Origin of the sequence: Clostridium bowmanii (assembly GCF_018861315.1) — a bacterium.
GTDB lineage: Bacteria > Bacillota > Clostridia > Clostridiales > Clostridiaceae > Clostridium_AD > Clostridium_AD bowmanii.
Genome location: NZ_JAHLDL010000015.1, coordinates 17525 through 44388 on the forward strand (window position 1 = coordinate 17525; position 26864 = coordinate 44388).

Sequence of the window (26864 nt, forward strand, 5' to 3'; positions counted from 1 at the left end):
AAGTGATTCATATAAATACTTCTTATGGAGTTACTTATAGTTTTGATAGGGAGGAATTGCCATGGATAAGAAACATGAATATTATGACGTTGTTATAATAGGAGCAGGTGCTTCTGGCTTAACTTCATCAATATATTGTGGAAGAGCTAAGCTAAAAACACTTTTAATAGAAAAATCATTGGTAGGGGGGCTAGCCACATATACCAATGAAATTGCAAACTATCCAGGCTTTGCAGAAGGAATTACAGGAATTGACCTAATGAATTTATTTCATAAACAAGCTAAAAATTTCGGAGTAAATTTTAAACTAACAGATGTGAAAACTGTTCAACTGGAGGATAAGGACAAAGTTGTAGAAACCTTTAGAGTAATTTATCATGCAAAATCTGTAATAATTGCTACTGGTGGAAAACCAAGAGTAACAAATGCAACAAATGAAGAAAAATTTTTATTTGATAAGGGTATATCATTTTGTGCTACTTGCGATGCTGTTTATTACATTGATAAAACAGTTATGGTTATTGGAAGTGGGGATGCAGCCATTGAGGAAGGAATGTTCTTAACTAAATTTGCTAAAAAAGTTATAGTTGCTATAAGATACCATGAAGGGACTATGAAAGCAAGTAAAACAGTACAGGAGCAAGCTATTAAAAACCCTAAAATAGAATTTATATGGGATTCTGTTGTAGATTCTTTTCAAGGAGGAGAAAGATTAAATACAGTAATACTTAAAAATACTAAAACCGAGGACCTCATTGAAATACCAGTAGATGGCTGCTTCTTATTTATTGGGTACATCCCTAACACTAAAATTTTCAAAGGGAAAATAAACCTAACACCACAGGGGTATATTAGCACTACTGAAAATATGGAAACAAATATTGAAGGCGTGTTTGCAGTTGGAGATGTAAGAGATAAGGTACTTAGGCAAGTTGCAACTGCAGTTGGAGATGGAGCAGTTGGAGGTATCGGAGCTGATAAGTATATTACTAAATCTAAAGTATTTGAAAAAAATTAGGAGGTGGAAATATGGGAGAAATTAAAACAACAATAACAAGAAAGATAAGAAAAAAAAGAGTGAATCAAATTCCTTTTGGAGTTATTTTGTTTATTGCAATTGTAGGAATGGGTTTTTTTATTGCTAGTGGTGCTCCAAAATCAGCACTTATGTGGGGATTTGGTGTGGCATTAGGGTTTACACTTCAAAGATCTAGGTTTTGCTTTACTGCATCTTTAAGAGATCCAGTTTTAACAGGTAGTACATCTCTTACAAAAGCAGTGGTTATTGCAATAGCAACAGCTAGTGTTGGATTTGCAACACTGCAATTTGCAGCTGCATCAAAAGGAGCCCAAATACCAGGTAACATTTCACCAGCTGGAATGCACACTGTGGTGGGAGCTACAATGTTTGGTATAGGAATGGTTATTGCAGGAGGCTGCGCTTCTGGAACTCTAATGAGAGTAGGAGAAGGCTTCACAATGCAAATGCTTGCCCTAGTGTTTTTTATCATTGGATCACTATGGGGAGCAAAAGATTTTGGATGGTGGTCAAAATCTTTTGTGCCTGCTAAGGGAGTATTTTTACCAGATGTTTTAGGATGGCCAATGGCACTACTATTTCAATTTGGATTGCTTTTAGCTATATTTGTATTTGCAGATTGGTTTGGAAATAAAAAATCAAATAGATGAAACATAATTTTAGGAGGAATGTAAAATGTCAGAAGTAAATTTAAATTGTTTAGGAGAAGTTTGCCCTATACCTTTAATAAAGGCTCAAAAAAAGCTTGCTATCATGAAAGTTGGAGATGTTTTAATAGTTGAAATAGATCATAGCTGTGCTATGAAAAATATACCGGAATGGGCAAGAAAAGAAGGGCATAATGTTGATATTGAGGAGATAGATGATGGACAATGGGAAGTATACATAGAAAAAAATTAGTAGTTATATTTACATAATACTAGGGAGTAATTTATAATATAGAGAGGAAGGTGAATTCATGGATATAAAGAATAATGTTTATTATAGAATATTTTTAAAAGATCCTTGGCCTTACACTGTTGGGGCGGTTATTCTAGGACTATTGAATATTGCAATGCTATCAGCTGTTGGTAAAGCATGGGGAGTAACCTCTCCATTTGCAACCTGGGCCGGCTGGATTTATCAGTCAATAGGTGGGCACCCAGAAAAATGGTTCTACTTTCAACAAAAGAGTAATGCAGCATCATTAAGTGGAGGCTTTATTAATGATCTACATTCTGTATCTAATATTGGTATTGTTATTGGGGCTTTCTTAGCTACATTGCTTGCATCTGAATTTAAAATTAAAAAACTAAAATCATGGAAGCAAGTAGTTGCTGGAGTTTTAGGTGGACTACTTATGGGATATGGAGCGAGAATAGCCTTTGGATGTAATATTGGAGCACTATTTAGTGGAGTTGCCTCAATGTCCTTGCATGGTTGGATATACTGGGTATTTATATTTGTTGGAGCATGGATTGGAAGCAAATTATTGGTTAAATATTTCATCTAAAAGAATCAATTGAGATATTATAGAGGAAACATGACAGGCCTTACTATTGTAATTACAAAATTCATTGTTATAGCTATTCTATTCTCTATCCAAATCAGTGCTACATAAAGATTACGAAAAGATGTAGAAATGAAAAATGATGAAATTGAAAACTCTAAAGAACATAAAAAAGAAAGCTATTTGCTTTCTTTTTTTCCCGTTTTACACCTTTTTGAAATCTTCTCATCATATAATTTTTTCGCTTCTTCAAAAACTTCATTATCTATTGTATATTTACAAGTTCGCTCTAGTACTTCCAGCAAAATTTCTTCGGGTAAACACGTAAGCAGCATATTCCGCCTCCTGTTAATTTAAGTCTTAGAAATTTATATAAATTAAATTGCTCTTTTTAATGTTGGCTTATGTTCCTTTATTGGATCTGATGGTATTATGTATGGTATTTTCCAGTTTTTTATTCCATTAGTGTATTTTTCTGAGTAGTTATATTGAGGTGATTTGTACATCTTTTTTCGGTTATAAATTACTTGTTCTCCAAACATTAGCTTTACCTCATTTAGAGAATGACAATTTATGTTAATTTGTTCAAAATGAAATTCAGCTACTATTTTCAAGAATCTTTCTACTTCATTTTGAAAAACTTTAGCATAAAAAGCATTTTCATTATTACCGTCGCTAATTATTATTGGGTTTAGCTGACCTTCATTAAGGGTAGCTTTCAATTTATATATGCTTCTTCTGTTCCTCCCTATGAAATAGCCATAATTAATATAACTTGGGTCCTCATCTTCTGGAAAAATTACGTTATAAAGCAATTGTTCTTTTTTCATTTTAATCCTCACCTTTCTAATAAATTATTAGATTAATAAAACTAAAACTGTCAAAGTCACTTATATATAAAATATTCATCGAAAATGTATCCGTTTCAATTATTCTAGCAGACCATTGTAAAGTATATGTTATGATTTCGGTTAGAATTAGTTAATAATAAGTATTTTAAATGTTATAACTGGATTATGAGAAAATAGTTTTGGATTTATTGAATTTTCAGGTATTTATGATATACTAGGAGTGCTATCTTTTTGAGATATAACAGATAGGTATATTTATTATAATGGAGGAATTATTATGAAAATTAATGAACTACCAAAGTATTTTAAAGAAATAGATAATGAACTGTGGTTTGAGGAAGTTGAAGTTGAAAAGAAAAATTTAAAAATTACTTATAAAGTTAATAAATGTTTTTCTTATTCTAAGTCTCCATACCAGGAGGTAGCGCTGATTGATTCTGCGGCATTTGGACCTTGTCTTGTGCTTGATGGGATAATGCAGACTACATCTGCAGACGGTTTTATATATAATGAAATGATTACTCATATTCCAGTACTCACTCATAAAAGTCCAAAAGATGTGTTGGTAATTGGCGGAGGAGACTGTGGAGCGGTAAGAGAATTATCAAAATACAAGGACCTTGAAATAATTGATATGGTGGAACTTGACGAAGTGGTTACAAAAGAATGCATAAAATTTCTTCCCGAAATAAGTGGAGGCTCTGATTTTGATGAAAGAATCAATTTTAAATTCGGCGATGGTGTTGAATATGTAAAAACTACTGATATTAAATATGATATAATTATGGTGGATTCTCCGGACCCAGAGGGTCCTGCTAAGGATTTGTTTGGAGAAGAATTTTATAAAAATGTGAAAAAGACATTAAAAACTGACGGAGTAATGGTATGTCAAAGTGAATCACCAATGATACATCGTAATATAATTGAGAATACAAGAAGAATATTAAAGAATAATTTTAAAATTGTAAAAACCTATATAGCCTTTGTTCCAACATATCCAGGTGGATTATGGAGTTTTACAATGGCTTCAGATGTTTATGATCCTAGCGATATGGACGTAAATAGATTGCCTGCTGAAACTCGTTATTTAACAAAGAAGATTGCTAAATCATGCTTTGATCTTCCTAATTTTATAAGTGATTTAAAATAGTAGCTAATAGGCAGCAATAAAATATAAATATAGAAAATTGATATTTTTTGAAAGTTATGGTATATTGTTAGTGGAACATTGTTGATGCAAAATTAATGCATCTTACAAAATGGTGTTTTGTATTTGGAGGATAATTAATGAAAATCGGAACAGTAAAATGGTTTAACGCAGAAAAAGGATTTGGATTTATTGAAGTTGAAGGTGAAAAAGATATTTTTGTTCACGTATCTGCAATCCAAGATGCAAGAAAAAGTTTTGACGAAGGTCAAAAAGTTCAATTTGAAACAGAAGAAGGACCTAAGGGACTTCAAGCAATTGAAGTTTCAGCAATATAAATAATTAATATTTATACTACAAAAAGCCACCTTATAAGGTGGCTTTTTGTAGTTGGCAGGATTAATTATTTTCTTTATTCTTTATATGCTGTTTTTTCATGTAAAAAACACTTAAATGATTAGTTTAGAAACACGTTATTGAGGTATAATAATAAGATTAAATAAAAAAATAATTAGTTAATTATTGACTAGGGGGTATTAAAATTGGATAAATTAAGTCTTCAACGTAAAGAAATAGAAGAAGTTTATGGTAAAATAAGTCCTTTTGAACTTAAAGATAAATTAATCAATCTTGCTGAGGAATCAAAGAAAAATGGTACACACGCACTTTTGGACGCAGGCAGAGGAAATCCTAACTGGATTGCAGCATCTCCAAGAGAAGCCTTTTTCACCTTTGGTCAATTCGCGGTGGAGGAAAGTCGTAGTGCTTGGAGTCAAGGTGACTTAGCTGGAATGCCAAAGAAAGAAGGAATTACAGAGCATTTTATAAATTTCACAAAAAAACATAAAGACTCCCCAGGAATTGAGCTTCTTATTAAAATGATTAATTATGGCATAACAGAAAAGCAATTTGATTCTGATGAATGGATTTATGAATTAGTAGATGGAATTATTGGTGATAATTATCCAAAACCTGATAGAATGTTAGAACATGTTGAAAGTGTAGTCAATGATTATCTCATTCAGGAGTTGTGTTACAATGGGACATTTCCAGGGAAGTTTAAGACATTTGCGGTTGAAGGTGCAACGGCAGCAATGTGCTATATTTTTGATACATTGATTGCAAACAATATATTGTTAAAGGGAGATAAGATTGCACTTATGGCACCAATTTTTACACCTTATCTTGAAATACCTCATTTACCTCGTTATAATTTTGAAGTTGTTGAAGTCTTGGCTGACGAAACAACTGAGGATGGTAGACATACATGGCAATATTCTTCGAGTGAAATTGAGAAAATAAGTGATTCAAATATAAAGGCATTATTTATAGTTAATCCAAGTAATCCAGGTTCTGTTGCAATGAAATCAGAAACTGTTAAACAATTAAAAAATATTGTTGAGAATAACAATCCAGATTTAATGATTATATCAGATGATGTTTATGGTACATTTGTAGACAATTTTCGTTCATTAATGACAGATCTCCCATATAATACAATTGGAGTATATTCTTATTCAAAATATTTTGGGGTAACAGGGTGGCGTCTTGGAACTGTTTCACTCTATGAAGATAATGTATTTGATAAATTATTAAGGCAGCAAGACGAGGATAAAAAGGAAAGAGCAAGAAGAAGGTACGGTGGAATTTCTACTAATCCTGATAGTATTCCATTTATGGATAGAATAGTGGCAGATAGCCGTCAGGTAGCACTTAATCATACTGCAGGGTTATCTACACCACAACAAGTACAAATGGCATTTTTTTCGCTATTTGCTATTACCGATAAAGAAAATAGATATAAACAGTTAACAAAGGATATTTGTCGTAACCGCAAAAGACTTTTGTTCGAAGGATTGGGATTAGATTTGCAGTTAGAGCCCTTGGATGCTTCTTATTATACTCAATTTGATTTACTGGAGTGGGCAGGCAAAAATTATAATAAGGAATTTGTCATATATTTACGACAAAATTATAAACCAGTAGACATTCTCATACGTCTAGCGGAGAAATCATCCATAGTGTTATTAGGTAGTAGTGGATTCCATGGGCCGGAGTGGGCTATCAGAATATCACTTGCAAATCTTAATGATGAATCTTATTCTAAAATTGGAAAAGTTCTTCATAAAGTATTAGAAGATTATGCAAAAGAATGGAATGATTCTAAAAAGAAATAAATAAAGTTGATGAATAAAAAATTGGTTTAAAAAAATACTATGTGTAGGTACAAAAGGTAAAAATTTAAATTTTAAAAAAAAGCAGAGATTACTTTCTGCTTATTTTTTTGCTATGTTGTATCTTATTAATAAATTTTTTCTATAATTACTTCATAACTACCCTCTGGAGCCAAAACAGTACATGTTTCTCCCAGGGACTTTTTATATATTGCCATGCCCAGTGGAGATTCAATACTTATATTCATTATTTCTGGGTTGGTCTCTACTGTAGATACTAGGCATACTTTCTCAATATCATCTGTATCAAGGAATTTAATATCAGCTTGACCACCAAGACCTAGATGGTCATCATTACTATAGTCATCTACTACTGTAGCGCTACGAAGTAATTCTTGAATCTTAATTATTCTATCATTATTAGTTGCTTCGTCATCTTTAGCCGCATCATATTCTGCATTTTCACTTAAATCGCCATGGCCTTTTGCCTCTTTGATTGCTGCTGTTATTTCTTTTCTTTTTTCCCCTGTGCGTAGTTCCAATTCTTCTTCTAGTTTTACTACTCCGCTAGGTGTTAATATTGTACTTTTCATAATTTGTCACTCCTAACAATTTTTATGTATGTGATGATGCTATCTACATTTAAATAAATTAATATATTAAATTTAGTTTAAGATAGTCAACTCAATAAAGAATTATTATATCATATTTTTAGTGATTTTAGTTTTATAGGTGAACTAAATATATAAAAATTTATGATATACTAGAAAACAGATGATTTAATTTTTTGACATGGAGGAAATTTTTATATGAATCAAACAAAAGAATTAGGAACAGAAAGTATTGGAAAACTACTTTTAAAGTTTTCTATACCTGCTATAACGGGTATGATAGTGAGTGCATTATACAACATTGTAGATCGAATATACATAGGTCACATAAAGGGAGTAGGATCTTTTGCTCTTTCAGGACTTGCTATCACCTTTCCTATATCAGTTATTATAATGGCTTTTGGAATGCTTGTGGGTATAGGCGCTAGTGCAGTAATATCAATAAAACTAGGAGAAAAAGACAAAAATACTGCAGATGATATTTTAGGAAATGCACTAATACTTATAACAATAATATCCTTAGTAATTGGAATACTTGGAGTTTTGTTTTTAAACAAACTTTTAATCTTATTCGGGGCAAGTAAAAGTAGTATACCCTATGCAAAAGCATATATACAAATTATACTTATGGGATCCGTTTTTCAAAATATAGGCTTTGGTATCAACAATATTATTAGAGCTGAAGGTAATCCCAAAATGGCAATGCTTACAATGGTATTTGGTGCAGTTATTAATATTATATTAGATCCAATATTAATATTTGGTTTTAATATGGGAATTGAAGGTGCTGCAATAGCAACTGTAATTTCCCAAGCCTTTAATACGTTATGGGTATTAAAATACTTTACTTTTAAGAATAGTGGAAGTATTCTTAAGCTAAATAAGGCGAATTTAAAGCTAAACAAGCATATTATAAAGCAAATTTTTGCTATTGGGATGGCACCTTTTTCTATGCAAATTGCGTCAAGCCTTGTAATTATTTTATATAATAAAGGGCTTTACTCTTATGGTGGGGATCTTGCAATAGCTGCTATGGGAATACTAAACAGCATATCAATGCTTGTCTTTATGCCTATATTTGGTATAAGTCAAGGAATTCAGCCTATAATAGGATATAATTATGGGGCTAAATTGTACCCTAGAGTTTTAAAAGTTCTAAAGCTTGCTATAACGTTAGGTACGTGCATTGTTACAATTGGATTTATTGCAGTTCAACTATTTGCGAAACCGCTTATTTCTGTGTTTGTAGGTAATAATCCTGCACTAATAAATTTGGGCGCCCGTGGACTTAGAATTGATTTGATTTTTTTACCTATTTTAGGCTTTCAAATTTTAGGAGCAAGCTATTTTCAAGCAATAAATGAGGCGAAAATTTCAATGATTTTAAGTATATTGAGACAAGTAATAGTATTAATTCCACTTATTCTTATTCTTCCATTATTTTTTAAATTGGATGGATTATGGCTTTCACAACCATGTGCAGATATTATTGCATCGGCACTTACTGCATTTTTTCTTTATAAAAGTATAGAAGGACTTAAAGAAAAAAGTATAGGCAATAAAGAAATTGAAGAAAAATTATCAAAGCAGTAAGTTAAAAGGTAATGGTAATGGTCCATGAATTTTCAAAATATGGTATAATGTGCAAAGACGAGGGGGCAATACTATGGATCATGTTTATGAACAACTAGTAACAACATATAAAACAGGAGCTTATAAAACAATAAATGCAGCAACATTTATATTTGCAATAATAGGGCTATTAGCTTTTAGCATAAATTTAATTTTTGCTATAGTGCTATTGTGTTTTGCAATAGGGAGTTTCTTCTTCAAGAAAAAATTATTTGTAGAGTATGAGTATCAATTTATATATGGTGAAATCAAAATAGATAAGATAATAGAATTGAAAAAAAGAAGTACAGTAGTTACTTTTAATATAAAAGAGGTTGGACTTCTAGCATGGGAGGGTAGTGATGCTTTAAAAGATTATTCTAACAAGCCTAGTGCTATAGTGAATGCCTATCCTAATACTTCAAAGGAAAGAATTTTTGTTGCAATGGTAACAGAAGGAAACAATAAAATGCAATTAAAGTTTGTGCCAGATGAAGAGTTTTTGAATCGTTGCTTTAAAATTAATCCAAGAGCAATAAAAAGAGTATAAATAAAGCCTTTGCATTACTTTATAAAGTTGCAAAGGCTTTAAAAAATTATTTTAATATCATTCGTTGGTCTCCACCGTATTCAATGCCGCAACACAAACCATCCTCACAAAATATGTCCTTAGAAGTTGTTTTATCTATAAGAGTAACCTTTACTGAGGCTTTTAAATTTTCATCCACTAGTGGAACCATTTTATCATCTCTAGGTCCCATACAGAGCATGAAATCTTTTTTATCGGTTTTTGTTTCAATTATTAATTTATATTTTTTATTTTCACTAGTGATTATAACATCCACATCATTTTGTATAATGTCTAAGGTGCTTCTATTTATTGTTGTAAATTTATAAAATTTATCCTCTACATATAATCCAATTAAAAAGCCTCTAAAGCTTGTTATCATAAAAGGAATATGGCCTATAGAGCAACTAATGGAGGCTTTTCTATTTTTGAAACTATTGCACTGTACCCAAGTCCAAGAATAAGGAAAAGCAGAGCCCCAATTTTTTTCTACATAACCTTTTCCACCAGTAAAATCTATATCTTCACCATTAATACATAGGCAGCCTTTAAGATCCATGTCCATAACTGAAACTTGACTATAACATTGCATTGAAGGTATAAAATTGTAGTATCCCATGCTTCCAGGATTTATTACAGAGTCTGGCCATTTTAGAAGATTTTCAAAGGAAATACAACCATTTATTTTATCAAGGTTATCATTTATATTTAAAGAAATTTCCTTTAAAGAAAAATTGTTATTTGCAATATTTATATTAAACTCATTGTTACTTTTAGAGTGAAATTCATCTTTGGAAAATTTTTTATAGCTATAACTCACTTTATTACCTTGTAATATTTGAATAAAAGAGTGGGAGTTTTCAACGGATTTACCAAGGTAAATTCCAGGTATTAAAGATAGTACATTAGTCATATTTTTATCTACTAATTTGAAGTACCAGCCTTCGAAAAAATTACTTTTTTTATTATTTCCATGAAAAACATCTGGGTTTATTATATTTTTTAACATTGGTTGCTCCTTAGAAAGTATGATTTTTTCTATTTTAAGCTGATTTTGTATTTTAATAGTAATAACCGTATAAAACAATTCAGTTTATTGTAACACATTTTAACTATTGTTATTCTACATGCTAATAATAATTATCTCTTTGAGGCATTTTAACTTATTTAAGAAGGAGCAAAATAAAAGCTTTATTATGAATATTATCTAATAATAAAATAAATTGTTATTAGCTTGAAGTGTTTTTATATTTACAATCGTTATATTAAGTGTAAGGACAAAGGGGGGGGATGGTTATCCAAAAGGATCAGTTTGCAGACTATATAAAACAATATGAACGTTTAATCATTACTATTTGTCTATCCTTTACAAAAAATTACTTTGATGCAGAAGATTTGGCACAACAAACCTTTTTGTCTGCCTATACTAATTTTAATAAATTTGATGGGGTGAATTTTAAAGCTTGGCTTACTAAAATTGCTGCAAATAAATGTAAAGATTTTCTTAAAAGCCCTGCAAGAGCAATTCATTGCCTATCAAATGAAGATTTTGAAGGAGTAGTAGACACGGGAGACTTACCTGAGGATACACTTTTAAAAAAACATAGTAGGGAAAAGATATATAGTTTATGTGAGAAACTAAAGGAGCCTTATAGGGCGGTGGCCATAAACTATTTTTGTGAAGATATTAAGCTTTCCGATATGGCAAAAGATACAGGTCAAAGTTTGAAAACATTGCAAACTCATCTGTATAGATCCAAAAAACTGTTAAAAGTTTTGTGGAAGGAGGAGTTAATGTGAGTACTACATTATTTAAAGAATATGGTCACTTAACTAAAACATCACTAAAAGCACTTAAAGAGGGTTCACTAAATGACAATGAACTAATTTTATTATCAGAACATATTTGCAATTGTGAAGGTTGTGCGGATGCACTAGCTAATAGTTTCAATGATAATGAGCTTGTAGAGGCGCCACTAGGGTTTGAGCAGGAGGTATTCTACAAAGTGAAAAAGAAAAAAGAAAATAATACTCAGTTTGTGTTTTATTCTCTTCGGGTAGTAATGGCAGCAAGTGTAGCATTAATGATTGTTTTTTCAAATGGATTAAATTTTCTAGCTAATACAGAAACCAAAACATTAAAAGTAAACCCAATGAGTTTGAGTACTATTAACACAATTAATGAAAGTCTTAATGATTTCTCTCAAAAAATAATTAATTTGGAGGTTTTTAATAATGAAAAAGGAAAAAAGTAAGTTTTTAACCTTTTGTTTTTCAATGTTACCTGGTGCAGGTCACATGTATATGGGCTTTATGAAGATGGGTCTATCATTTATGGCAGCATTCTTCTTTTTAATATTTCTTTCTAGTTGGCTGTCTATAGGCCCACTGCTATTTGTTTTACCACTAATCTGGTTTTATTCGTTTTTCGATTGTATAAACAAACGTTATTCAACGGATGAAGAATTTTTGCTCTTAGAGGATGATTATTTATTTTCACTTGATGAATTAGGAAACATAGATTGGGGTATATTAAAAAAACACAGGTTGGTTTCAGGAATAATACTAGTACTCCTTGGTGTCTACTTAATATGGATTAACACTATAAACAGTTTAACGGGATATATTTCTGACGAAGTATATAACGCGATTCATAATATAACAAGAATGGCTCCTCAAATAATCATAGGTGTTGTAATAATTGTTATAGGTACAAAGCTTATTATAGGTAAAAAAAGAGAGTGTGATATGAATGATTAAGGGACGCAGGGTGGGGACATTTACCACAGGAATAGTTTTAGTTATATTTGGCATAATGTTTTTATTACGATTAATAAATCCAAATATTAATTATTTACTTATAGCATCCATGTGGCCACTGGTTTTAATTATACTGGGTATTGAAATTATTGTAGCCTATATAATAAACAAGGAAGAGATAATGAAATATGATTTCAGCGCAATATTCCTTATAATAATGGTATCATTCTTTGCAATGGGAATGGGGTGTATGGAGTATGTAATTACTCATATGTCGCAGTTTAGAACAGTATTTTAAATTGTGAAACCTGTGAACTCTAAAATATTTTCCGAGATAACAAAAATGTCAGATATGTTTTAATAACATATCTGGCATTTTTCAGATATAAGTTCATTGTATGTAAACTTTATATCTATATAAAATAATTATTCTGTAAGTGGGAACCAACCTGGTGTATTTATAATTGCATTCCAAAGTGGTTCTGGTATATCTAAAGATTTTCCACGAGATTTACTTAATGTAGTACGTATTTCCGAAAAATTCTCGTTTTGAACTTTGTATGCCCAATCAGGTTCCATTATTATTTCTCTACCAAGGGCTACAAATGCTGCACCACTATCAAGTACCTTTATAGCATCGCCGGGTGTATGGATAGACCCAACACCAATGAAAGGGACTCTACCATGGATTTGGTCAAGTATCTTGCAAATTATAGGGCTCGTGCTGTTGGTATCTCGCATTGAACTTTGCCAGAAATCCATTATGGAAGCATGCAAGTAACTTAGTCCTTGATTTGCTAATGCATCTATAAATAAAAGTGTATCATCTAAAGTTATCCCTGGATTTTCTGTTTCCTCTGGAGAAAATCTATAGCCAATTATAAATGAAGCTCCAGCCTCTTCTTTTACAACTTTTTTGACTTCGGCTATAACAGCCAATGGGAAATTCATTCGTTTTTCTACGTTTCCTCCCCAAAAATCACTCCTACGATTTGAGTGAGGAGAAACAAATTGTTGTAATAAATATGTGTTAGCACCATGAATTTCCACACCATCAAAACCTGCAGCTATTGCAAGTTTTGCTGTTTTACCAAAGGCTTTAATAATATCTTGAATTTCTAATTCTGTCATTTCTCTAGGTGTCATTGCACCGGGTCTTTCTGGTGCTACAGCACTGGCACTAATAGTTTGTCCACCTGGTATTTCAGCAGGAATAGCCATTCTACCACCATGGAACATTTGTAGAATGGCTATGGCGCCTTCTCCCTTTATAGTCTGAGCTAATTTTTTTAGACTTGGTAAAAAGCTAGTATCATAGGCGGCAAATTGGCCTGGAAAGCCTTTGCCAGATTCACTTACATAGGTTGTTGCAGTAATAACCATACCTACACCCTTTGATCTTGCTTTATAATAACTTAATTCTGACTCAGATACAGTTCCGTCGCTATTACCTGAAAAAGTGGTCATAGGAGCCATAACTATGGGATTTTTTACATTTATTGATGAACCTAAGGTTCTAGACTTAAGTAGTTTTTCTATTTTCAATTTAATCTCTCCCTTTCAAATAAATCTTATTATAATTTCCTTTATTTACATAATACTATATTTGCATACCGTTGTAAACAATAATTATTATTGTTAAATATTTATTAACATACATGATTTATTTATTATTTCATATTTAAAACTTGACAATGTACAAGGTATGGATTTATCTCATTTAAAGGCTGAAAAATTAGAAAGGGCATCTGATAAAGGAGTTTATGGCATTAACATCCAAGATAATAATATACTTACTGATTTTGGAGTGAAAACTGATAATATGATTTTATGTATTCCTTGTAATACAAAGCAAATGGACAAGGCTATTTTAGCTGCTAAATGGATTATTGATAATAAATAAAAAAAAGGCTATTACAAAACTAATTGCAGTAGCCTTTTGTTTGTTTATTTTCTAATACCATAACCTCCATATATAGTTTTAGTATCTACTAGGGAAATTACTGCATTAATATTGGTGTTAGTTATTAATTTTAACACTTTAGATTTTCTTTTTCTTTTAACATGCAATATAAGCATTTTTTTAGCTTCCTTTAAACCTTCAGCATCCATAATAGTAACACCTATATTTTCTGCTCTTAAGGTTCTAGCCAATGTTGGACCATCTTTAACTGATACTATTATATTTAAAGTAATTAGTCCCAGTGCTAGTTTATCTTCTAAAATGCAACCAATATAATTTCCGCAAGAAAATCCTAATGCATATGCAACTATTTTAAATGGCTCTTCACTTATTCCAATAAGTACTGTAGTTATTAAATACAACCATATAAGTACTTCGAAAAAGCCAATAATAGAACCGAAAAACTTTTCACCTCTAGTTATGAGTACTGTCCTAACAGTTGCAAGAGAAACCTCAATTATTTTAGCAAAAAAAATTAGAAAATATATAAACATATGCATCATTCCCCCATGAAAATATTCGTAATTTGCACCTACTCTAGTATAGTATATATTATGATACATTTAAAGCGTTTTAGCATGATATATCTATGAAAGTGAATATATATTTTTATTTTTTTATATTGGTAAAAAGTAAAAAAAGGAATTATCTAAAATATGCCGAAATTATGTATAGAAGTAAGAAATTTGCATAATAAAATTATATGAGGGGGAGATTTGATGATTGAAAATTCGATTAAAGTATTAGTATGTGATGATTCTATGTTAATTAGGAAAAAGCTAAAAGAAGTACTAAAAAGTTGTGGTTGTAATGATATTTTAGAAGCTGTTAATGGGCAAGAGGCAATAGACATATACAAAGAGAGTAATCCGAGCTTGGTATTTATGGATATCATTATGCCTATTAAAAATGGAATACAGGCAGTTAAAGAAATATTAGAATTTGATAAAAATGCAAAAGTAGTAATGGCTTCTTCAGCAGGTACAAAAGAACATATAAAAGAGGCAATAAAAGTAGGCGCCTTTGAATTTGTACAAAAACCTTGGGAAGCTGAACAAATTAATAAGATTCTTCTTAATTTAAAATAGATAAGGAGCGTGAAGCTATGTTTAGTCAATATTTTGGTCAATATTTATTAAGTGAAAAATATCTAACAGTGTTGCAATTGAAGAAAGCACTAGAATATCAACATTCAGTTAGACTAAAACTGGGAGTTTTAGCTATAAATGCGGGATATATGAATGCGCAGCAAGCCAGTGAAGTACATCAAATGCAAGCAAAGGTTGATAAACGATTTGGTGAGATAGCTGTAGATCTAGGATATATAAAAGAGGAGCAAGTAGATGAATTGTTATGTTCTCAAAGCTTTGGTCATCTCTTACTGGCACAAGCCTTAATAGATAAAAACTATATGTCTCTTGAAAGGTTTGAAGGAGCACTTTATGAGTATAAGAAAAAGTATAATATCTCTAAGCAGCAATTTGATGCACTACAAAGAGATGATGTAGACGAAATAATAAATGTTTATGTAAACTTAGAAGAGGATAAATATGGAGATGAAATAAAACAATATATTTCTTTGTTTATGCGAAATATAATTCGATTTATTGATTCAGAAGTTTATACAAATAAAATTATTAAAGTTGAAGAATGCAAAACAAAATGGGTAGTAAGTCAAAGAATAAAAAATTTGATTAATTTACAAACTTATATTAACGCAGAAGAGGAAGTGTTTGTAAAAATTGCTTCTAGATATGCGGAGGAAGAATTAACAAGTGTGGATGAAATGGCTAAAGATTCAGTGGGTGAATTTTTAAATTTAAACAATGGATTGTATCTTGTAGCCATGTCTAATATGGGAATTCAATTAGATATGGAGCCTCAGTCAGTGTCTTTTGAAAAGACAATTTCTTCTACATATATGCTTCAAATAGAATTACCATTTGGTAAAATGGAGCTTATCATATCTCATTTATAGAATAGACCATTAAAATTGTTATTTTCTGCGCAAAATGTTATAATGAATATATGAGCGAAAATATTGAAAAATAAAAGTTGTAATTTATAAATAAGTGTTTAAAAATTTACGAATGGGGTGATGTCTGTGTTAGCTTATAATGGTGAAATTTCTACATGCGAAAAACATCTAATAACAACTAACATAGGACTAGCTAAATCTATTTCCGTGACAACTAATAAGAAGTTAAATTCTAAAAGATAAAAACACCTAGAAGGCAATATATGCTTTCTAGGTGTTTTATTTTTAGAATTTGATAGGTGTGGGATTTATAAATACAACTATTTAGTGTACTAACCTAAACTAAAAAAAATATTTACAAATAAAGGAGAATTCAATTATGAACAAAAGTGAAATTATAATTAAAGGGTTACCTGTAAAAACAACTAAGTTAGGCAATGGTGATATTAATTTACTATTTAAAATAGGAACTTATGATAATATGGAGTCAATTTATAGGGTAATTGTAAAAAAAGATTATTGGAGAGATGCAGTAGTAGGTATGAAGGATGTAAATTACTTTGTGATCAAAGGGGAATTAAAAGCATGTGTAAATAGCAAAGGAACACCTTTTATTTCAGTGGAAGCAGCATCAATTAAATTATTCCATTTGTTAAAAGATGAGAATGGACAAATAGATTTAAATGCTGATATGCCAACAGGAACTGATGAAATAATGGATATTGCAAAGCTAGTAAATGAAAATGAAGATTTGTCGATAAAACGTTCAAAGAACAAAGCTATAAATTATATGAAAAATAATAATAAATTTAGCACACCTATAGTTGTTAAAAAAGGTAGCCTTATAATAGTGTCAGGATATGACCAATATGCTGCAGCACAAGAACTTGGAATAAATAATGTGCCAGTTTCTTATGAAGAAAATTAATAAGGAGCACTATGATTTCAATATAATGGTGTGAGGTATTTATAATCAAACTTTATAGAAATAGTTAACAAAGGAGAAGCACGAGCTCCTCCTTTACTAAATATTTATTCTATATAAGTTAAGAGATATTCAGAGAAAACAAGCAAGTATAATGTTAATTGAGATAATCAATAGAAAACTTAAATATTATGGAATGGAAATATTGAAAATTAACACTCAAAAGGTTAAAGCATCCCAATATAGTCATTTCACAGGCGAATATAATAAAAAAGAATTAAAAGATAGATGGAATAATCTATTCAAATTCAAAGGGATTGTTATTCTGCTTTCCTTATTATGAATGTGGAAAATGATTTAGAATTAATTAATAGGGAGTTATGCAATAAAACTTATGATAATTTTAAGACATTGCATGATTTTGAGATTAATAGATTAAAAGAAATGAAAATAAGTGGAATTAATTTAATATCAAGTATTGGGATTTAAGTAAGTAAATACGGTTTTGAAGTGAGCCGTTATGCTATCGTTAATGGGTACGGAGGTATCTTTGGTAGTAAAATTCTTAGGGGAAATAATTAGTGCTAGCGTGTTGTAGGTATAAGCATTTAGAAATAATGTAAGTCTTTTAGTGAGAGCATTAAAGAAAGTTATTTAGTACTTAAGAACCCCATGCATTTATGCGTGGGAGTTTCAGAACTAGTAAGGTAAATATGTTTGAATATAGTAAGCAAAAAGGCTATAATATATTGAGCACAAAATATTGTTTATTTTATAAATTTTTATAAATGTTTGGAGGTAACAAATGATTTGCAACAGCTGTAAAAATGAATTTACAAATATTGATGGATTAAAATTTTGCCCCTATTGCGGATGGGAAATTCAAGACAACATTGATTTGGAAGCTGAACAGATTCCTGATAAAATTAATAATGAACAAAGGGAAAATATAGTTGATGCTGGCACAGTGGGAAAAAAGAGTGATACTTTAGCCATGCCTGCAATAACAGAAGAAGATATAAACAAGTTTAACAAAGGTAAGTTTTTTAGTTCTCTAAAAAAACCTTTTGTGAACATTAAAGGAAGCAGGGAAAAATTTTTTACTTCTTTTAAAAAACCAGTTATGAATCTGAAAGTACTTATACCTATAATAGCATTGTTAGTTGTTATTGCAGGAGGGGTGTTTGCATACTCATTACTTATTGTTAAGCCTGTAGATGAAGTTAGAATAAAAGCAGACTTGATAGGTAAAGTAATAACTCTTCCTAAAGGGACAAGCATAAAAATAAGTGAAGATTACATGAAAAGTTTTACTATAAGCAGCAGGAATACGGATAAGCATAAGGATGAGATAAAAGTAGCATTAACATTGAATAATGGCGCTATTGAGGCGAAGACCTTAGTTTCAATAGTATATACATCTGAAGGTAATAATCAATGGAAAGTTAGTGATGAAATTGGGCTTGAGGGGGTCACTGCGATAAAACCAGTAGTTGGGATGGATGAAAAGAAGTTTCTTACTGGATTAAAGAAATTGAATATAAATATTTCAGATACACCAGTAACCTTAGGCGGACAAGATGTTAAAAAGCTTGGTATTAGTTCGAGAACACCGGACTTAAAAAATGGGAAAGAAGAAATCATAGTTCAAGCTTCCATAGATAGCGGACTTCTTGCTGCCAATGGTAAAATAAAGTGTAAGCTTGTTTTTGAAAATGAAATTTGGACCCTTGCGAGTATTGTAGAAAATAGCAATGAAGATTTTAAATTAATAATATCACCAACTTTTTCTAATGAAAAAGTTATTGAACCTATAAAAAAACGAGGATTTGAAGAAACACTATCTTATTCAGGTTTTTTCGGAGGCAAAGGATTTACCGTAAAGGATAGCTTTACCAATAGTATTGTGGTATCCGGAAAAGAGTTTGATGCGCAAACGGGAACATTAAATGTTACTGCTAAGAGAGAAAATGCAGCCGGAGAATTAAACTTAGGATTATCGACTTATTATACTTTTTCAATATCTTTAAGTAAGATATCCTTAATAGATGGCTCAAAAACTACCATTGATAGTGGAAAAATAAATAATGTGCCTGATTCAGTGATAAAATCCACTATATCTAACGGCGAAATAGAAGGAAGCAATTTGCTTTTTTGGTGGTCCAATAATCATAAAATAACACCTGAAGAGTTGAATACCTATAAGACTAAGGAGACGTTATCTAAGAAAGGTTTTGAAAATATAAAATATGTTTATGGAAGTATTACTTATCTAGATGTTAAAAAGGATAAGAAGGACAAAACAGACAAAGTAGACAAAACAGTTTCTTTTGTAGCAGTATATTTCCTTGTTTATGACGATGCTAAGGGATATAATTGGAAATTAGATAAATTAGTTGGTGAAGATTCACCAAATTACAAGGACTACAGTAAGATATCGGAAAATCAATAAAACTTAGGGTTTCTTATATAATAAATGCCGGCTAAGGTTAATCTCAGCCGGCATTTATTATATGTTTTAGTAATTAACATTTGCTTAATAAAGAGATAAAAGGAGATTTATATGAAGAATTCACAAACATTAAAAACAGATTTAGACAGGATTGAAGGAAAAAGCTATAGGCTTTACAAAGATTTAGAGGGGCAATATGATTTTGGAACTCATACACTTAGCATAGATCATGTCCAAGGTGATCCGTTTGCATCACCATCAAGAATTAGAGTAATAATAAATCAAAATATTGCAAAATTCCCAAAGAAAATTTTTGATAATAAGAACAAAAATATTGCTGTAGCAGATTACTTAACAAGAGAATTTTATTCTAATATAAATAAGTGTGCTGAAAGAGGCTCTGGATCTGGGAAGAGTGGACTCATAGCTATAAGTAAATGTCCACAGGAAATATTAAAAAGAACTTCAATAATTATAAATGAAGATAAAATAGAAGCAAGGTTTTATGTGGGGTTTCCAGCTAGAGGAAGAAGTGTTTTATCAAAGGAGCTTGAGAAAATTTTATATAAAATCATACCTGGCATCATAGAGAAAACTTTACTATATAAAAATATTAATAGTCACAAATTAATGAGCAGAGTAAAGGTTGTAGAAGACCAGGAGAGTATAAGAAGTGAATTATCTAATAGAGGACTAGTTGCATTTGTAGCTAATGGGTCAATACTTCCTAGAGAAAGTGGTGTATCTTCAAAAGTATTAATAGAGGGCAAGGTATTTGTTTCACCAAAGGAATTAGAAGTGGAGTTTAATACTGAGAGTCACGGCACAATCTGTGGTATGGGAATAAAAAAAGGTATAACACTTATAGTTGGTGGAGGATATCATGGTAAATCTACATTATTAAAAGCGCTAGAGCTTGGAGTTTATAATCATATTGAAGGTGATGGTAGGGAGTTTGTTATAACAGATGAATCTGCTTTGAAAGTAAGAGCAGAAGACAGTAGATGTATAACTAAAACAGATATATCGCTATTTATAAGTAATATGCCGGGTGGAAAGGATACTGTAGAGTTCTCTACAGAAAACGCAAGTGGGAGTACATCACAGGCGGCGAGTATCATTGAGGGAATAGAAAGTGGAGCTAAGGTGTTTTTAATAGATGAAGATACATCCGCCACTAATTTTATGATGAGGGACGATTTAATGCAAAAATTAGTTTGCACAGAAAAAGAGCCAATCACACCCTTTATTGAAATAGCGAAGTCGCTATATGAGCAAAAGAGTATTTCAACAATAATAGTAGTAGGAAGCTGTGGAGATTTTTTTGATATAGCAGATTCTGTAATACAAATGGATAATTATATGGCTGTGGATGTGACAGAAAAAGCTAAAAAGCTAAGCCTTGGTCATATTATAAAAAGAATAATGGATAGAAACGTAAAAATAGATATTGCTTTTAATAGGCGAGTTAAGGCTGGGACTATTGCTCTTGGGGAAAAAGGAATTAAAATTAAAACTATAGGAATAGACACTATAAATATAAACAAAGAGGATATAAATTTGAGAGGTGTGGAGCAAATAGTTGATAATGAACAATTAAATGCTATCGGATCAATTATGAAATGGGCAGAGAGTAATATTATGAATAAGGATCTAGGTTTTGAGACTATGGTGGATAATATAATTTGTGAAATAGACAAAAATGGGTTGATATCTTTGGATAAATCAAAAGGTGGGAGTGGGAGTTTAGCTATGCCAAGAAAGCAAGAAATAATGGCAGCTTACAATAGATACAGAAACTTAAAAATATAATATTCATGTAGCTAAGTGTTTTTTTTGAAGAGGTATTAAATAAAGAATAAATAGTTAAACTAATGTTATGTATAGGATCAGGATGAAATAAGTATTACCCATGATTAGGAAATAAGAAATAATAGCGCCCTATGTTAGGTACAGAAATTTTAAAATACAATTATCTAAGGAGTATAGATAAGAGAGGTGAAATCTAATATGGCATTATTTAACAGCAAAAACAGAGATGATGACGGTAAGAATCTTTATACTAATTCAATAGCCCAGGCTCAGCTTCCAAAAGACGAGCTACCTGATAAAATTTCCGACCCTGGAGTGATTCGTCAACTGATTCATGATGAACTATTTATGGACGGAAATGCTCGTCAAAACCTAGCAACTTTTTGCACTACATACATTGAAAATGAAGTTCGTAGTCTTATAGATTTGTCAATTAATAAAAATATGATAGATAAGGATGAATACCCACAAACTGCTGAAATTGAACATAGATGTGTGAATATATTGGCAAATCTTTGGCATTCACCTGGAAAATTAGATACCATTGGGTGTTCCACAGTTGGATCTAGTGAAGCGGGCATGCTTGGCCGGCCTAGCACTTAAATGGAAGTGGCGAAAACGTCGCGAAGCTGAGGGTAAACCTACCAATAATCCTAACATCGTATGTGGTCCTGTACAAATATGTTGGCATAAATTTGCACGTTATTTTGATGTTGAAATAAGAGAAGTCCCACTAATGCCAGGCGAGCTCGGTATGAAACCGAACCAACTAGTGCAGTACTGCGATGAGAACACAATTGGAGTAGTAGCAACTTTAGGTAGCACATTTACCTGTATCTATGAACCAGTGCAGGAGCTGGCTAAAGCCTTAGATGCAATTGAGAAAGAAACAAGTTATGATATTCCAATTCATGTAGATGGCGCTAGCGGAGCATTCATTGCACTATTTATACAGAAAAATGTTAAATGGGACTTTTGTATTTCTAGGGTCAAATCTATTAATGCCTCCGGTCATAAATTTGGAATGTAACCACTTGGTGTTGGTTGGATTATTTGGAGAACTTTGGATGATTTGCCTGAGAAATTAATCTTTAATGTAGATTATTTAGGAGGACAAATGACAACATTTGCACTGGATTTTTCACGACCAGCGGGTCAAATTATATCTCAGTATTACAAGTTTTTGCAATTAGGTAATGAGGGCTACACTGCAATTAACAATGCTTGTGCCGACACTGCGCAGTATTTGGGGGAAGAGCTTGGAAAAATAGACTTATTTGATATATTATATGATGGGCATGGTGGTATACCAGCAGTTTGTTACTCCCTAAAGGATGAAGCTGGAGCAGGGTTTTCACTTTATGAACTTTCTGATTGGTTAAGAATGCATGGTTGGCAAATTGCATCCTATCCACTCCCAAGCAATCGCCAGAATTTAACCGTACAACGTATATTAATTCGTCATGTTGTTAGTCGTGATATGATATTTTTATTCCTTCGTGATTTAAAAAAGGAATTGGAGTATTTAAAGAAGAACCCATTATTAGTTCATTCTAATGAAGTTAGTTTTCATCAATAAATAAAAACTCCAAGCTCTTAGGTTACTTCTAAGAGCTTGGAGTTTTCTAATTTTTGAAATTTATTTCAATAGCAAGTAAAGTAAATATAAATTTGAGGTGAAATGATATGGATAAATATACAAGAGAAGAATTTATATGGTAATTATTGGTTTTGTACTATAAAATTAATAATCTCCTCTTCCAGTTTTATCAATTTTAACCTTCACATTAACTTCTATTTTTGAATCACATACTATAGAATTCCAATCTACCCCCGTTTGTCTACCATTTTTAGCTGCTGCAACTTGACCTAGATCTAAACAATCAATTTTATATTGGCTTCTCATTTTCGTTATAAAACTATCACATTCTTTTTTAACCTTTTGAGCCATATCTCTGTTAAATTCATCATTTTTTTCAGAACTACTTCGTAAATTTTTATAAAGTGTATTTTCTATTATATCGCCATCTAAATCAATATTTATAGTAAAATTATATTTATCCCCTTTTTTAGTGCAAGAAATTTTTCTCTTAGAAGTAGCATAATAGTTAATATAATCTTTTGCATTCTTTTGTATTGTAAGGATGCCTCTAACATTATTCTCTTTTATTATATTAAATGTTTTAAGCTCATCTGTATTAATTTTTGTAATCATTTTATCTTTTTTAAATAGTGCCATTCCAGTAATTTCAATTCCTTTATCTACTATTTCAATGTAAGGCAGTGTAATGTTACGTCCCTCACTATCAACAGCAAAAAACACATCTATTATTTTATAATTATCCGAAAAAAAGTTATAGTATTTGGAGTTCTTAATTAATCCCGCTATAAAATCTCCAGAGCTTGGATATCCTTTTATATTCATGTTGAGTATGTCTGCTGCCTTATCTTTAGATACTACCATATATGCAGTGTCATTTAAATATGGATTTCGAAATAAAATATCTATCATATTCCTAATACCAAATACTGCGGCCTCTTCACTCTCAACAACTAATTTTTCAGAACCTAATATGCTTTCTTTATCATCAATTAATTGCCTAACCTGCCTAGTTTGGCCAAGATTTGCGGCAGTGGACTTTATTACATCACTTTCTATTTTTTCTTGAGGCCCAAATAAATACACTGAGAATAATGTAGTATAATTTACAATATCGCTCTTTATATCAATGTCTTGGCCTATTGCAGAAATAATATTCAATTGTTCAATTGGTTGCTGCTGTCTTAACCCGGAGGAGAAAAAAATAGCAATTGCACTACATATTAAAATTGGGATTACATATTTTTTTTTGTTATTCTTCATTTTAATTGTCCTTTTTTAACATAAATTATTAGCGTTATTATTGTCACATAAGCTACATTGAATAATACATATTTAGGAGTTATAAAGTTTAGAAAACTTGTTGCTGTTGAAAGATTACTATATTTCAGGGATAAATAAAATATTAACGGATAAATAATATAAACAATTTTTTTTATTTCGGTTTTTTTAAAAAAGTCCTTTAAAATGAAAGCTGTTGCAAAGTAGTTATTAGCTATTGTTTTGCAAATAATAAGAGCCCATATAACAACAAACACAAACTTAAAATTGCTAATAGTAGGTATTCTTACGGTTTTAGCTACCATATTTACAGACCATAACATCTTGGGAATAATATCTATTCCCACATAATAAATCGTAATAAATGTAATCCAAGCATAAATTATTGCTGTTATTAGAACTCCTTTTATTGATGCTTTCATAACTTTTGTCTTGTCAGTTATAAATGGATAGATTAAAAATATAATTTCAATTCCTCCAAAAGCAAAAGCCGAGTATTGGCTTGCCTTTACTATATTTAAAACTCCACTACCTAGTATTGGAAATATATTTAAATAGTTTCCTTGGAACAACGCAGCACATAAAATTATAGATAAAAGAATAGTAAGTATAAACATTAACTGATTGACTCTTGCTAAAATCTTTAATCCTTTTGTTGCCGTATATGCAGCCAACGCTAGTATGACTATTAATATTTTTTGTAAACTTAAAAAACTCACTATTAAAGTCCACTTTATTAGACTAACTTGAAAAGCTATGGATGTAGTAAATAATACAAAATACAATAAAAAAATAATATTTAAAATATTTCCAATAAATTTTCCAAAACATATCTTGCTTAAGACTAAGATGTTTTTTTTGGGATGTATTTTGCATAAAATTGAAGCAATAATAACCATGTATAATGGGTATACGGCTCCAATAAATGCCGATATCCACGCATCCTGTTTTGCGACAACTACTAGATCATTAGGTAATGATAATATTCCAACACCAATCATAGATCCAATAAGCAGAAAAGTAAACTCACCTGGAGATATATCATTACTTCCTACTTTTTTCATTTTTATTTCCTCCAAACTTATTTCTGAAATCAGTTTGTCTTACTGGATTATTATTGGGTATAGACTCAGGCCTCTTATTCATTTTCCATAATGGAGCTCTAATAAACATATCTTTTAAATCATCATATTTGTCTAGTGGAAAATATGGAACTCCAAAGCTATCTAATGAAAGAAGATGTACAAATAGAAAATATAAACCTGCAATTAATCCTAATGCTCCTAAATAGTTAACTAAAAATAATAAGGGAAACCCTAGTAACCTTATTGTAATTGACATATCATAGCTTGGTACGATAAAAGTTCCAATAGTTGCAACTCCTACTATTACTAATGTGGTTGGACTAACTATTCTTGCCTGCAAAGCAGCATCGCCTATTATAAAACCTCCAACTACACTTAATGTTTGAGCAATTTTAGTAGGAAGGCGTAATCCCCCTTCTCTTAAAATTTCTATAACAACTTGCATAGATAATATTTCAAGAAATGGCGATACCCCTATATTTAGTCTTGATTGAACTATAGGAATTATAAATCGAATTGGAATTAGTTCCGAATTATACATAATTAAAGTTAAATAAATAGATGGTAATATGACAACAATAAAAGTTGCAAAGATACGAATGAATCTATTAAAATTACTTACAATTGTTCTTTGATAATAATCTTCTGCTGCTTGAAAAAATTCTATAAACAAAGATGGAACAGTAAGCACAAAGGGTGTACCATCAACAATTATAGCAATTTTACCTTCTAAAAGATTTGATTGCACAACATCTGGTCTTTGAGTTGCATATGCTTGAGGGAAAATAGAGTATGGGTATTTCTCAATATATTGTAAAATCTCCCCACTAGCTCCAATGAAATCTACATCGATTAATGATAATCTATTACGAATATCATCAAGTATGTCTTTATCAACAATGTCATCAACATATAATAACGCTATATCCTTTTGTGAACGTCTTCCAACAATTAGATTCTCTATTTTCAAATTTTTATCTTTTAGTGATCTTTTTACTAGGCTGAGATTTACTTGAAGGTTTTCTACAAACCCATCTCTTGGTCCTTTAATTCCCACTTCGTCCATCGGTTCTGTAATACTTCTATGTTCAGCACCAGCTGTATCTGCAACAATAAAACTATTTGCTTCATATATAATAATAGCTGTTTGCCCACTTTTAATATCCTTTGCTACTATACTAATATCACTTTCAATAGCTATCTTTGACATTGAAATATATTTATCGCAGACATGCTCATTAATCAATTCAATAGTGCTTAAATCTTCATTCACTTGATGCATTAAAGGATTTAAAATATCTCTATTGATGATATTTTGATCTACTAAGCCATCTTTATATAAAAGTGCAGCTTCAATAGGATGTATTATTCCAATATGAAATTTTCTTATTATAATTTGTTGGTTATTACCGCTTAATTCTGTAATAGAATTGATTTTATCCTCAAGCTTCATAAGTAAATCATCCTTCCTCATAGATATAATTTTCTTTACTAATTATGTAGAAAATCGTATTCAGT

At 30.9% G+C, this 26864-nt stretch carries 29 protein-coding genes and 1 pseudogene; 21 read left to right on the plus strand and 9 right to left on the minus strand.

Annotation, left to right across the window (positions count from 1 at the left end):
- Window positions 1-61: 61 nt before the first annotated feature.
- From KPL51_RS11610 to KPL51_RS11625, 4 genes are read left to right on the plus strand one after another with little or no spacing between them, the layout of a single operon-like run.
- Window positions 62-1018: an NAD(P)/FAD-dependent oxidoreductase gene (locus tag KPL51_RS11610; protein WP_216161314.1), complete on the plus strand. Its 957-nt coding sequence runs from the start codon at window positions 62-64 to the stop codon at window positions 1016-1018.
- Window positions 1019-1029: 11 nt separating this feature from the next.
- Window positions 1030-1689, plus strand: a complete 660-nt coding sequence (locus tag KPL51_RS11615) for a YeeE/YedE thiosulfate transporter family protein (RefSeq protein ID WP_216161317.1) — start codon at window positions 1030-1032, stop codon at window positions 1687-1689.
- A 25-nt stretch (window positions 1690-1714) separates the two neighbouring features.
- The gene (locus KPL51_RS11620; protein WP_216161320.1) at window positions 1715-1939 is read left to right on the plus strand and encodes a sulfurtransferase TusA family protein; all 225 of its coding nucleotides are present in this window, start codon (window positions 1715-1717) and stop codon (window positions 1937-1939) included.
- Between the two features lie 58 nt (window positions 1940-1997).
- Window positions 1998-2531 (plus strand): YeeE/YedE family protein, encoded by a 534-nt coding sequence (locus KPL51_RS11625; RefSeq protein ID WP_216161323.1) that lies wholly within the window; start codon window positions 1998-2000, stop codon window positions 2529-2531.
- A gap of 176 nt (window positions 2532-2707) precedes the next feature.
- Here the strand turns inward: KPL51_RS11625 and KPL51_RS11630 are convergent, their stop codons facing one another.
- Both KPL51_RS11630 and KPL51_RS11635 read right to left on the minus strand, forming a co-directional pair.
- Window positions 2708-2863 (minus strand): hypothetical protein, encoded by a 156-nt coding sequence (locus tag KPL51_RS11630; protein ID WP_216161327.1) that lies wholly within the window; start codon window positions 2861-2863, stop codon window positions 2708-2710.
- A 42-nt stretch (window positions 2864-2905) separates the two neighbouring features.
- Window positions 2906-3358 carry a hypothetical protein gene (locus KPL51_RS11635; protein WP_216161332.1) on the minus strand — a complete coding sequence of 151 codons (453 nt, stop codon included), beginning with the start codon at window positions 3356-3358 and terminating at the stop codon, window positions 2906-2908.
- A gap of 298 nt (window positions 3359-3656) precedes the next feature.
- Between KPL51_RS11635 and speE the strand changes: the two genes are divergently transcribed.
- The 3 genes from speE to aspD all read left to right on the plus strand — a co-directional run bounded on the left by speE (window position 3657) and on the right by aspD (window position 6703).
- Complete coding sequence (gene speE / locus KPL51_RS11640; protein WP_216161334.1) at window positions 3657-4529, plus strand: polyamine aminopropyltransferase; 873 nt, start codon at window positions 3657-3659, stop codon at window positions 4527-4529.
- Between the two features lie 137 nt (window positions 4530-4666).
- Window positions 4667-4864, plus strand: coding sequence for a cold-shock protein (locus KPL51_RS11645; RefSeq protein ID WP_216161337.1), 198 nt, complete (start codon window positions 4667-4669; stop codon window positions 4862-4864).
- A 204-nt stretch (window positions 4865-5068) separates the two neighbouring features.
- The gene (aspD, locus tag KPL51_RS11650; protein WP_216161340.1) at window positions 5069-6703 is read left to right on the plus strand and encodes an aspartate 4-decarboxylase; all 1635 of its coding nucleotides are present in this window, start codon (window positions 5069-5071) and stop codon (window positions 6701-6703) included.
- A gap of 125 nt (window positions 6704-6828) precedes the next feature.
- Here aspD and greA read toward each other — a convergent pair whose 3' ends face one another.
- The gene (gene greA, locus KPL51_RS11655; protein WP_216161343.1) at window positions 6829-7293 is read right to left on the minus strand and encodes a transcription elongation factor GreA; all 465 of its coding nucleotides are present in this window, start codon (window positions 7291-7293) and stop codon (window positions 6829-6831) included.
- 216 nt (window positions 7294-7509) lie between these two features.
- On the opposite strand from greA, the gene KPL51_RS11660 reads away from it, so the two are divergent.
- Entirely contained in the window at window positions 7510-8904 is a 1395-nt protein-coding gene (locus tag KPL51_RS11660) for an MATE family efflux transporter (protein ID WP_216161346.1), read from the plus strand.
- A 73-nt stretch (window positions 8905-8977) separates the two neighbouring features.
- Entirely contained in the window at window positions 8978-9472 is a 495-nt protein-coding gene (locus KPL51_RS11665) for a DUF6106 family protein (protein WP_216161349.1), read from the plus strand.
- A gap of 46 nt (window positions 9473-9518) precedes the next feature.
- Here KPL51_RS11665 and KPL51_RS11670 read toward each other — a convergent pair whose 3' ends face one another.
- On the minus strand, window positions 9519-10499 hold the full coding sequence (locus tag KPL51_RS11670; protein WP_216161352.1) for a tocopherol cyclase family protein: 981 nt from the start codon (window positions 10497-10499) through the stop codon (window positions 9519-9521).
- A 281-nt stretch (window positions 10500-10780) separates the two neighbouring features.
- Between KPL51_RS11670 and KPL51_RS11675 the strand changes: the two genes are divergently transcribed.
- From KPL51_RS11675 to KPL51_RS11690, 4 genes are read left to right on the plus strand one after another with little or no spacing between them, the layout of a single operon-like run.
- The gene (locus KPL51_RS11675) at window positions 10781-11290 is read left to right on the plus strand and encodes an RNA polymerase sigma factor (RefSeq protein WP_216161354.1); all 510 of its coding nucleotides are present in this window, start codon (window positions 10781-10783) and stop codon (window positions 11288-11290) included.
- Window positions 11287-11745: a hypothetical protein gene (locus KPL51_RS11680; protein ID WP_216161357.1), complete on the plus strand. Its 459-nt coding sequence runs from the start codon at window positions 11287-11289 to the stop codon at window positions 11743-11745. Before KPL51_RS11675 ends, KPL51_RS11680 begins: the two co-directional genes overlap by 4 nt.
- Window positions 11726-12250, plus strand: coding sequence for a hypothetical protein (locus KPL51_RS11685; protein ID WP_216161360.1), 525 nt, complete (start codon window positions 11726-11728; stop codon window positions 12248-12250). Before KPL51_RS11680 ends, KPL51_RS11685 begins: the two co-directional genes overlap by 20 nt.
- Window positions 12243-12548 carry a LiaF transmembrane domain-containing protein gene (locus KPL51_RS11690; RefSeq protein ID WP_216161364.1) on the plus strand — a complete coding sequence of 102 codons (306 nt, stop codon included), beginning with the start codon at window positions 12243-12245 and terminating at the stop codon, window positions 12546-12548. The genes KPL51_RS11685 and KPL51_RS11690 overlap by 8 nt, the downstream gene beginning before the upstream one ends.
- A gap of 128 nt (window positions 12549-12676) precedes the next feature.
- On the opposite strand, the gene KPL51_RS11695 is transcribed toward KPL51_RS11690, so the two are convergent.
- Window positions 12677-13795 carry an NADH-dependent flavin oxidoreductase gene (locus KPL51_RS11695; RefSeq protein WP_216161366.1) on the minus strand — a complete coding sequence of 373 codons (1119 nt, stop codon included), beginning with the start codon at window positions 13793-13795 and terminating at the stop codon, window positions 12677-12679.
- 160 nt (window positions 13796-13955) lie between these two features.
- On the opposite strand from KPL51_RS11695, the gene KPL51_RS11700 reads away from it, so the two are divergent.
- Complete coding sequence (locus KPL51_RS11700; RefSeq protein ID WP_216161370.1) at window positions 13956-14153, plus strand: hypothetical protein; 198 nt, start codon at window positions 13956-13958, stop codon at window positions 14151-14153.
- A 44-nt stretch (window positions 14154-14197) separates the two neighbouring features.
- Here KPL51_RS11700 and KPL51_RS11705 read toward each other — a convergent pair whose 3' ends face one another.
- Window positions 14198-14707, minus strand: a complete 510-nt coding sequence (locus KPL51_RS11705; RefSeq protein ID WP_216161373.1) for a DUF2179 domain-containing protein — start codon at window positions 14705-14707, stop codon at window positions 14198-14200.
- A 225-nt stretch (window positions 14708-14932) separates the two neighbouring features.
- Here KPL51_RS11705 and KPL51_RS11710 point away from each other — a divergent pair, with 225 nt between their 5' ends.
- The 7 genes and pseudogenes from KPL51_RS11710 to gad all read left to right on the plus strand — a co-directional run bounded on the left by KPL51_RS11710 (window position 14933) and on the right by gad (window position 22959).
- Complete coding sequence (locus tag KPL51_RS11710; RefSeq protein WP_216161376.1) at window positions 14933-15301, plus strand: response regulator; 369 nt, start codon at window positions 14933-14935, stop codon at window positions 15299-15301.
- Between the two features lie 17 nt (window positions 15302-15318).
- Complete coding sequence (locus tag KPL51_RS11715) at window positions 15319-16191, plus strand: chemotaxis protein CheX (protein ID WP_216161378.1); 873 nt, start codon at window positions 15319-15321, stop codon at window positions 16189-16191.
- Window positions 16192-16570: 379 nt separating this feature from the next.
- On the plus strand, window positions 16571-17119 hold the full coding sequence (locus KPL51_RS11720) for a ParB N-terminal domain-containing protein (protein ID WP_216161381.1): 549 nt from the start codon (window positions 16571-16573) through the stop codon (window positions 17117-17119).
- Between the two features lie 802 nt (window positions 17120-17921).
- Window positions 17922-19568: a hypothetical protein gene (locus KPL51_RS11725; protein WP_216161384.1), complete on the plus strand. Its 1647-nt coding sequence runs from the start codon at window positions 17922-17924 to the stop codon at window positions 19566-19568.
- A 111-nt stretch (window positions 19569-19679) separates the two neighbouring features.
- Window positions 19680-21380: an ABC-ATPase domain-containing protein gene (locus KPL51_RS11730; RefSeq protein ID WP_216161387.1), complete on the plus strand. Its 1701-nt coding sequence runs from the start codon at window positions 19680-19682 to the stop codon at window positions 21378-21380.
- Between the two features lie 198 nt (window positions 21381-21578).
- Window positions 21579-21983 (plus strand): pyridoxal-dependent decarboxylase, encoded by a 405-nt coding sequence (locus tag KPL51_RS24025; RefSeq protein ID WP_263628351.1) that lies wholly within the window; start codon window positions 21579-21581, stop codon window positions 21981-21983.
- Window positions 21949-22959, plus strand: a pseudogene (gad, locus tag KPL51_RS11735) (glutamate decarboxylase). Before KPL51_RS24025 ends, gad begins: the two are co-directional and overlap by 35 nt.
- A 165-nt stretch (window positions 22960-23124) precedes the next feature.
- Here gad and KPL51_RS11740 read toward each other — a convergent pair.
- From KPL51_RS11740 to KPL51_RS11750, 3 genes are read right to left on the minus strand one after another with little or no spacing between them, the layout of a single operon-like run.
- Window positions 23125-24243 (minus strand): Ger(x)C family spore germination protein, encoded by a 1119-nt coding sequence (locus KPL51_RS11740; protein WP_216161390.1) that lies wholly within the window; start codon window positions 24241-24243, stop codon window positions 23125-23127.
- Window positions 24240-25325, minus strand: coding sequence for a GerAB/ArcD/ProY family transporter (locus tag KPL51_RS11745; protein WP_216161393.1), 1086 nt, complete (start codon window positions 25323-25325; stop codon window positions 24240-24242). Before KPL51_RS11745 ends, KPL51_RS11740 begins: the two co-directional genes overlap by 4 nt.
- Complete coding sequence (locus KPL51_RS11750) at window positions 25306-26799, minus strand: spore germination protein (protein WP_216161396.1); 1494 nt, start codon at window positions 26797-26799, stop codon at window positions 25306-25308. Before KPL51_RS11750 ends, KPL51_RS11745 begins: the two co-directional genes overlap by 20 nt.
- Window positions 26800-26864: the final 65 nt, after the last annotated feature.